Origin of the sequence: Coleofasciculus sp. (assembly GCF_046539235.1) — a bacterium.
Classification (GTDB): domain Bacteria; phylum Cyanobacteriota; class Cyanobacteriia; order Cyanobacteriales; family Coleofasciculaceae; genus Coleofasciculus.
Map to the genome: position 1 here is coordinate 1 of NZ_JBKHHI010000596.1, position 2,806 is coordinate 2,806.

Sequence of the window (2,806 nt, forward strand, 5' to 3'; positions counted from 1 at the left end):
CGCGGCAATAAAGATAATCAACACTATGGCAGATCCGTGGCAGATGTACATCTATCAATAGTATCAAGCCGTTTCAGTTGAGCCAAACATTTGGCAGCCAAGAGACTTTCCAGTGATTATGCCTATGGACTGAGACGAAAATCATAGCCATCAGCGTACAATCTAAGACAAAGGTTGAACTATATTCAATGCCAGCTTAGGCAAACTCACTTCCCAGAATAAGCTGCAACCTCCATTAAGTCAGTTGTGCGTTAGGTCAATAACCTTGACGCACCAGTTGCCATTCTATCTGGGACACAACAGTTAGCTTAGTGCTGACGTTGATGATGAAGAAATCCTTGAATTCTGCTCGTTGATGAAAGAAATGCTCAATATTCTGCTCGTTGATGATCAGGACTTCGATCGCTTAGCTGTGCGTCAGGCTCTGGATGCCACGGGCTTGTCAATCAATTATGTTGAAGCCTGTGACTATAATAGCGCGATCGCTCTCATTGACCGTGAGACATTTGACTGTGTCTTTCTAGATTACTGCCTCCCCGACAAAGATGGATTAAGCCTGGTGCAGGATTTGCGAAAGGCTGGCGTCAAGATTCCCTTGGTGGTAATCACCGCTCACGGTAATGAGCAAGTTGCTGTGGCGCTGATGAAAGCTGGGGCGTCAGATTACCTAGCAAAAGATAAGGTTTCACCAGCCAGTTTAGGACGGATTTTGCAAAACGCAATTCGCATCTACCAAGCGGAACAGCAGGTGGAACTGGCTGATCAGCAGTTGCGCCAGACGAATGAACAGCTAGTCCGGCAAAATCAAGAATTAGCCCAACAACGGCAACAAATTCAACGTCAAAATTTAAAATTAAAAGAACTCTCTAAACTTAAATCGCAGTTTTTAGCTACGACATCCCATGAATTGCGGACGCCGATGAATGTGATTATCGGCTTTGCTCAAATGCTCCTACTCCAACGCCATGGATCACTGACATCCTCACAATTAAAGATGGTACAATGTATCTTAAAAAATGGTAAACATCTGTTATCACTCTTAAGTGAAGTCTTAGATTTTGCCCAAATTGAAGCCGGGACTTTGGCAATTAAGGCTGAAGAATTTAATATCGATCAAGTGGTCAATTCCACTGTTAATGATGTTCGTCCATTGGCACTCCAGAAAGGGTTAGATTTATCGGTAACAATCAAACTCAAAAATACATCAGTTATTAACGATCGCTCTCGTTTGCACAAGGTCTTAAAACACCTGCTCATGAATGCGGTTAAATTTACCAAATCCGGGTCGATCTGGGTCAATTTATACGAGGTTGAATCGCAACGACTGGTCATTGAGGTTGAGGATACGGGAATTGGTCTGTCTCAAGCCGAATTAGACTATATTTTTGAAGTCTTCCGCCAAGTTGATCAGACCATAACCCGCCAATACCCCGGTACAGGGCTAGGATTAGCAATGACCAAATCCTTAGTTGAATTGATGCAGGGCAAGATTACGGTAGAAAGTCAAGTGGGAGAAGGGTCAATTTTTCGTGTGGAATTGCCGCGTTATATTTCTTATGGGGGGAAGTTGACAGAAATTAAAGTACCTGCTTATAATTAAATCTTTTAAAATGTTTTGGAGTTACGATGCTTTTCAAGTATAACTAGATGAAAGATGAATCTACCTGAGCCAAAAATAGACCGGATTCTGGCAGTTGATGATGCGCCAGACAATTTATTCCTAATGCAAACCATATTAGAAAGTGAAGGCTATGAACTCAGTTTAGTTGAAGATGGATATTCCGCATTAGCAGTAGTTGAAAAATCACCTCCTGATTTAATCTTGCTAGATGTAATGATGCCACAAATGGATGGCTATGAGGTGACTCGGCGGATTCGCGAAAATAGCAGTTTGCCCTTTATGCCAATTTTGCTGATCACCGCTTATGAACAATCGAGTGCGATTGAAGGACTCGATGCGGGGGCGGATGATTTTATTCGCAAACCTGTGGATGTGGGCGAGTTATTAGCGCGAGTGCGATCGCTACTGCGACTTAAGCATAGTATTGATGAACAAGTGCGACTGGCGCGTCAGCGAGAGGATTTCGTCTCTCGTCTCACCCACGATTTGCGAACCCCCTTAGTCGCCGCTGATCGGATGCTGAGTTTATTGAAACGGGGAAGCTTTGGACAGCTTCCTGATTCAGCCGTGGAAGCTGTCGTTTCTATCCAACAAAGCAACCAACATTTAGTCCAGATGGTGAATACGGTGTTAGAAGTGTATCGCCACGATGCTGGGTCTAAAGAGTTAACGTTTGTTTCGATAAATCCTCAGGAAATGATTGAGGAAGTCGTTCAAGAACTAACTCCCTTAGCCCAGGAAAAGGGATTAGCTTTAAGGCTGAATGTAGGGGAGTGCGCTATTTCATCTAATTCAGACGATTGTCTGGTGATGGGCGATCGCCTCGAACTCCGCCGCGTATTCACTAATCTTATCGGCAATGCAGTCAAGTTTACAGAACAAGGATCGGTCGATGTTGATTTAGGTTTAGAATCGGACTCCATAAACTCGGCAGATGGTCAACCCCCTTTGGTAGCAATTTCTATTCAAGATACGGGATCAGGTATTCGTCCAGAAGATCTTGCCACTCTTTTCAAGCGATTTCGCCAAGGAAAGCATAAGCGATCGGGGAGTGGTTTGGGATTATACTTGTCTCGTCGGATTGTAGAAGCTCATCAGGGTAGGATTGAAGTCGAGAGTGAGTTAGGCAAAGGTAGTTTATTTACGGTTTATTTGCCCGCACAAACGTGAAGAGAACAGGGAGCT

Annotated in this window: 2 protein-coding genes; both read left to right on the plus strand. The window is 43.9% G+C overall.

The annotated features are described in order from the left end of the window. Positions 1-364: 364 nt before the first annotated feature. On the plus strand, positions 365-1,600 hold the full coding sequence (locus tag ACLFWI_RS29035) for an ATP-binding protein (protein WP_446410875.1): 1,236 nt from the start codon (positions 365-367) through the stop codon (positions 1,598-1,600). 54 nt (positions 1,601-1,654) lie between these two features. Further along, positions 1,655-2,791, plus strand: a complete 1,137-nt coding sequence (locus tag ACLFWI_RS29040) for a hybrid sensor histidine kinase/response regulator (protein WP_446415817.1) — start codon at positions 1,655-1,657, stop codon at positions 2,789-2,791. Positions 2,792-2,806: the final 15 nt, after the last annotated feature.